5 protein-coding genes and 1 pseudogene are annotated in these 4,453 nt (G+C 69.2%); 2 read left to right on the top strand and 4 right to left on the bottom strand.

Annotation, left to right across the window (positions count from 1 at the left end):
- From ACGLHR_RS50750 to ACGLHR_RS50735, 4 genes and pseudogenes are all read right to left on the bottom strand, one after another.
- Window positions 1-323, bottom strand: a pseudogene (locus ACGLHR_RS50750) (IS607 family transposase); the annotation flags it as partial.
- The gene (locus ACGLHR_RS50745) at window positions 262-483 is read right to left on the bottom strand and encodes a MerR family DNA-binding transcriptional regulator (RefSeq protein ID WP_400103570.1); all 222 of its coding nucleotides are present in this window, start codon (window positions 481-483) and stop codon (window positions 262-264) included. The gene ACGLHR_RS50745 and the pseudogene ACGLHR_RS50750, both read right to left, overlap by 62 nt.
- 55 nt (window positions 484-538) lie before the next feature.
- Window positions 539-1,189 (bottom strand): ParA family protein, encoded by a 651-nt coding sequence (locus ACGLHR_RS50740; protein WP_253932404.1) that lies wholly within the window; start codon window positions 1,187-1,189, stop codon window positions 539-541.
- 152 nt (window positions 1,190-1,341) lie between these two features.
- Entirely contained in the window at window positions 1,342-2,796 is a 1,455-nt protein-coding gene (locus ACGLHR_RS50735; RefSeq protein ID WP_400103574.1) for a cobyric acid synthase, read from the bottom strand.
- 155 nt (window positions 2,797-2,951) lie between these two features.
- Between ACGLHR_RS50735 and cobU the strand changes: the two genes are divergently transcribed.
- Together cobU and cbiB are read left to right on the top strand one after the other, a co-directional pair.
- Window positions 2,952-3,662, top strand: a complete 711-nt coding sequence (gene cobU / locus ACGLHR_RS50730; protein WP_318238338.1) for a bifunctional adenosylcobinamide kinase/adenosylcobinamide-phosphate guanylyltransferase — start codon at window positions 2,952-2,954, stop codon at window positions 3,660-3,662.
- Window positions 3,662-4,453 (top strand): adenosylcobinamide-phosphate synthase CbiB (gene cbiB, locus ACGLHR_RS50725; RefSeq protein WP_400103572.1); only part of this gene is annotated, 792 nt, incomplete at its 3' end. The genes cobU and cbiB, both read left to right, overlap by 1 nt.

Raw genomic sequence — 4,453 nt, 5'->3', positions numbered from 1 at the left:
AAGGTCGTGTCCTGGCCCTGATTGAGAATAATGACCTCCACTTGCTTCGCCTCGCAAATCGCAAACACCAATTCGGCACCGAACCGCAACAACCGGTCCTTGTGCGTGATGACACGCCGGCCGGCTTGGCCTCCGATCACCGCGCTGAGCAAACGCTTGAGCCCCTTGTTCTGATAGTTCATGCCGGAGCCCAGGTCCGCGACAACCTCGAACTTTCAAGCCTGCTGAGCGCAATATAACTCTAGCACCTGCTTCTGGCGCTCAAGGTCGTCCCTCTGATCGTGGCTCGATACACGAGCATATGCCACGGTGCTTCGCTCCATAGAATCGGGCACAGGGACGTAGCTTCGCCAGATCATAGCGTCGATGGCCGCCTGCCGTATACGCAGCAATCAGTTTCCCGTTGGCCTCCCAGCGACGCAACGTCGCCACTGACACACCCAGTGCTCCAGCCGCTTCGCCTATGCTCACAAATCTTTCCATTCTGCACAGACTTGCTTAGGTTTGATTAGGCTCCGATCATCTGTTAGAGCCCTGCTCAGGCGGCTGGACGCCTAGCCAGCGCCGGCTGCTCCAGCCAGCCGATGATCGGCTGCCACTGCTCCCAGTCCCGCGCCACGCGTGACGGCGCCACATCCCACAGCGTCAGGCCGTGCGCGGCAAGCTGCACGTAGTTCTGGGTATCGCGCAGGAAGCCCAGCACCGGCAGCCCCAGCCCCGCGACAAAGCGCTGCAACTGCTCGGCCGCGCGAGTGCGCAGGTCGACCCGCATGCCGATCACGCCCACCTCCACCTCGCCATGGCGCACGCGCTTGTCGTCGGCGAGCCGGGTGAGGAAATCCTGGGTGGCGAGGATATCGAACAAGGACGGTTGCAGCGGCACCACTACGCGGTGGGCCAGTTTCATCACATCGTTGAAGCGCCAGCCGTGCAGGCCGGCCGGGGTGTCCAGCACCACGTGGGTGGTGCCTTTGGGCGGGCGCGCGATCTGGTCGGCGCTGATGTCCCAGGTGCGGATGGCCGGCGCCGAGGCCGGGCGCAAACCCAGCCAGGCCCGCGAGGACTGCTGCCGGTCCGTGTCGCCCAGCATCACGGCGTGGCCGGTGCTGGCGAAGTAGCCCGCCAGGTTGGTGGCCAGCGTGGTCTTGCCTACGCCGCCTTTGGGATTGGCGATCACGACTACGGGCATGGTTGTCTCCGCAATGGCTTTCCATGGCGGCGCTGCCGGCGGGCGCGCCGCTCCGGGTTCCGCCATGGCCCTGCGATTTGTCGCGACCGGGCCCTGGCGGAGCGGGCCCGCCTGCGAGTTTAGCAGTTGCCGCGTGCCGGCGGCCGGGGCGGCTATGACGCCTGCCATGACGCCTGCAGCGGCGCCAGCAAGGCATCCATGTCCAGGTGCGCGACGAGCGTGTCGGCCAGGCGCTCGAGCGAGGCCTCGCGCAGCGCGGCCAGGTCGACGCCTTCGGCCCGCGCCAGCCCGGCCCAGCGCAGCAGTGCGCCGCAAGCCTCGGGCTGGTCGAACAGGCCGTGCACGTACGAGGCCAGCACCTGCCCGTCCTCCGATTGCGCGCCGTCCGGGCGCTCGCCTTGCAGCCATAGCGCCGGGCGCGCCAGCGCGAGGCCGGTGGTCACGCCCATATGGATTTCGTAGCCTTGCACGGCGGCATCGTCCAGCGCCAGCCGGCCGCTCACCACGCGCAGCTGCTTGTGCGGCGCCAGCACGGTGTCGTAGTCCAGCAGGCCAAAGCCCTCGCTGCTGCCGGGCGTGCCCTCGTTGCCGGCCGGGTCGTCCACCCGCCGCCCCAGCATCTGCATGCCGCCGCAAATGCCGATGACCTTGCCGCCATAGCGCAGGTGGCGCAGCAGGGCCGGCTCCCAGCCATTGGCACGCAGGAAAGCCAGGTCGGCGCGCACGCTCTTGCTGCCCGGCAGCACGATCAGGTCCGCCGGCGGGATCGGCGCGCCGGGGCCGATAAAGCGCAGGTCCACCTGCGGATGCGCGCGCAGCGCATCGAAATCCGTGTGATTGGAAATGCGCGGCAGCACCGGCACGATCACCCGCAGCAATTCGCCGCGCTTGGCCGCCTGCGCGCCGATGATGGCGTCCTCGGCATCCAGGTGCAGGCCGTGCAGGTACGGCAGCACGCCCAGCACGGGCTTGCCGGTGCGCGCCTCCAGCCAGTCCAGCCCGGGCTGCAGCAGCGCGATATCGCCGCGGAAGCGGTTGATGATGAAGCCCTTGATGCGCGCGCGCTCCGACTCCGACAGGCAGTCCAGCGTGCCCACCAGGTGAGCGAACACGCCACCGCGATCGATGTCGGCCACCAGCACCACCGGGCAGTCCACCGCTTCGGCAAAGCCCATATTGGCGATGTCGCGGTCGCGCAGGTTGATTTCCGCCGGACTGCCGGCGCCTTCCACCATCACCACCTCGTAGGCGCTCGACAGGCGTTGGTGCGAGGCCAGCACGGCCTGCATCGCCACCGGCTTGTAGGCGTGATAGGCACGCGCATCCAGGTCCAGCCGCGCCTGGCCGTGGATGATGATTTGCGCGCCGGTATCGCTGCTGGGCTTGAGCAGCACCGGATTCATATCGGTGTGCGGCGCCAGCCCGGCGGCAGCAGCCTGCAGGGCCTGGGCGCGCCCGATCTCGCCGCCGTCGGCGGTGACCGCACTATTGAGCGCCATGTTCTGCGGCTTGAACGGGACCACGCGTACGCCAGCGCGCGCCAGCACCCGGCACAGGCCGGCTACCAGGGTGCTCTTGCCCGCGTCGGAGGTGGTGCCCTGCACCATCAAGGTACCGCGCAAGCCACCCGGCAGTGCCGCGCCAACGGCTTCAGAAAGATTTTTTTGCATCGTGGGATTATCGCATCGGCGCCCCGCGGCACAGCCTGCGCGCTGGCCATTGCGGGCGTGCGATCCATGGATGCGCCCGCTACAATAGCCGGATGACCCCGGCCAACGCCTCCGCCACCGCCACCGAGCCCGCCAGCGCAGCCAGCCATGCGCCGGCCAGCGAACGCTCGCCCCAGGCCGCAGCCGTGCCGCACGCCGCTGCCATCCCCGGCCGCGCGCGCCAGCTCACGCTGGTGCTGGGCGGCGCGCGCTCCGGCAAGAGCCACTTTGCCGAGCAGATGGCCACCGACCATGCCGCTGCCACCGGCGGCCCTGTTACCTATATCGCAACCGCGCGCCACGACCAGGACAGCGCCGACGAAGAGATGGAGGTGCGCATCGCGCTGCACCGCGCCCGGCGCCCGGCCGAGTGGGGCCTGGTCGAGGCGCCGCTGCATCTGGCGGATGCGCTATATGCCCACGCCACCCACGATGGCTGCATCCTGGTCGACTGCGTCACGCTGTGGCTCAACAACCTGCTGTTCCTCGATGCGCGCAGTTATCCCGAGCATGGCCTGGTCACGCCGCCGGCCGCCTTCACCGAGGAAATCGACGCGCTGCTGTCCGCGCTGCCCACCCTGCCCGGCCATGTGATCCTGGTCTCCAACGAGATCGGCTTCGGCGTGGTGCCGATGGGCGCCATCACCCGCTTTTATGTCGACGAGCTGGGCCGCCTGAACCAGAAGCTGGCCGCCGCCGCGGATCGCGTGCGCCTGCTGGTGGCCGGCATCCCTGTCAGCGTGAAAGGCGCCGGCCCGGCGTGATGTCTTCGCTGTCGTCGCTGTCTTCATGGTGGCCGTTTCCCCTATTCAGCTGGCAGGCCTGCGTGGCCTCTGCCGTGGCCGGCGTGTTGCTGGACCAATGGCTGGGCGAGCCGCGCCGCTGGCATCCGCTGGTTGGCTTCGGCCGCCTTGCGGCTGCACTTGAACGCCGCCTGAACCACGGCGGCGCGCCGCTGCGCCAGCGGCTCACCGGCCTGGCCGCCTGGGCGCTGATGGTGCTGGTGCCGGCTGCGCTGGCCGCCTTGCTGGTGCACGCTGCCGCGCAGCTCAGCGCGGTGCTGGCGTGGCTGCTGCAAGCGCTGGCACTCTACGCGGCACTGGGCGCGCGCAGCCTGGCCCAGCATATCGCGCCGATCGCCACGGCGCTCGCGCAAGGCAATCTTGCCGAGGCGCGCCAGTTGACAGCACGCATCGTCTCGCGCGACACCACCGACGCGGATACCGAAGCGCTGGCCCGCGCCGCCTGCGAATCGGCGCTGGAGAATGGCAACGACGCCATCTTCGGCGCCTTGTTCTGGTTCCTGGTGGGCGGCGCGCCGGCCGTGATCGTCTATCGCCTTGCCAACACGCTGGACGCGATGTGGGGCTATCGCACGCCGCGCCTCATGTATTTCGGCTGGGCGGCTGCGCGGCTTGACGACGTGCTCAACCTGGCGCCCGCCCGCCTGACTGCGCTCTCGTACGCGCTGCTCGGGCGCACCGCCCAGGCGCTGCGCTGCTGGCGCGCGCAGGCGCCGGCGTGGTCCAGCCCCAACGCGGGCCCGGTCATGGCG

The organism is Cupriavidus sp. CuC1, assembly GCF_044627735.1.
Lineage (GTDB): Bacteria > Pseudomonadota > Gammaproteobacteria > Burkholderiales > Burkholderiaceae > Cupriavidus > Cupriavidus ulmosensis.
This window is presented reverse-complemented; position numbering and strand designations above follow the sequence as displayed.

What these genes read in the sequence shown, in the direction of transcription:
- ACGLHR_RS50745 (WP_400103570.1), bottom strand. Translation starts at nt 483, where the DNA reads ATGGAAAGATTTGTGAGCATAGGCGAAGCGGCTGGAGCACTGGGTGTG.
- ACGLHR_RS50740 (WP_253932404.1), bottom strand. Translation starts at nt 1,189, where the DNA reads ATGCCCGTAGTCGTGATCGCCAATCCCAAAGGCGGCGTAGGCAAGACC.
- ACGLHR_RS50735 (WP_400103574.1), bottom strand. Translation starts at nt 2,796, where the DNA reads ATGGTGCAGGGCACCACCTCCGACGCGGGCAAGAGCACCCTGGTAGCC.
- cobU (WP_318238338.1), top strand. Translation starts at nt 2,952, where the DNA reads ATGACCCCGGCCAACGCCTCCGCCACCGCCACCGAGCCCGCCAGCGCA.